This window comes from Vibrio sp. 1562 (genome assembly GCF_033340155.1).
Classification (GTDB): domain Bacteria; phylum Pseudomonadota; class Gammaproteobacteria; order Enterobacterales; family Vibrionaceae; genus Vibrio; species Vibrio alginolyticus.
The window spans coordinates 1-726 of the sequence record NZ_JAWOVY010000305.1 but is presented as its reverse complement, the minus strand read 5'-3'; the positions used below and the strand labels follow the sequence as shown (position 1 = coordinate 726).

Below are 726 nucleotides of genomic sequence, written 5' to 3'. Positions count from 1 at the left end.
GCAACAACACAAGAAGATACCGCTGTCACGATTGATGTCCTACCAAACGATACTGACATCGATGGCGATACGCTGTCGATTGACTCGGCATCTGTGCCGAGTGAGCAAGGGACAGTCGAGATTGTTGATGGAAAACTGGTGTTCACACCGGCTGAGAACTTCCATGGCGATGCTAAAATCACTTACACCGTCACCGATGGTTCACTGACCGACCAAGCGACGGTTAACGTCACCGTGAATGCGGTGAACGACACACCTGTGGTTGAGAGCAACATTGCAGACCAAACCTTGGCGGAAGATTTCACGCCATACAGCATCGATCTAAATACTGCTTTCAGCGATGTGGATAATGTGGATGGCGAGCTGAGCTTCAGCGTTTCTGGTAATAGCAACATTCAAGTGGCGATCGTCAATGGTATTGCTACGTTCACTCCAACGGCAGACTGGAACGGCTCAGAAGCGCTGACGTTTACGGCTACCGATCCAAGCGGCGAGAGCGTTAGCCAAACGGTGAACTTCACAGTAGCGCCAGTGGCGGATATCGTGGCAGACAACGCGACGGTTGTGGAAGACACGCCAACCATCATTAAGGTTTTAGGTAACGACACGTTCGAAGGCGACGATAAAGTGGTGTCGCTGGATACCAATAACGGTCCAGCGAACGGCACGGTCTCGGTCAACCCGGATGGCAGCGTCACTTACACGCCAAACGACAACTACCACGGT

1 protein-coding gene is annotated in these 726 nt (G+C 52.1%); it reads left to right on the top strand.

What is annotated here, in order from left to right:
• Positions 1-726, top strand: a 726-nt coding sequence (locus tag R7Z49_RS24825) for a tandem-95 repeat protein (RefSeq protein WP_318112350.1), incomplete at both ends; no start/stop codon positions are given.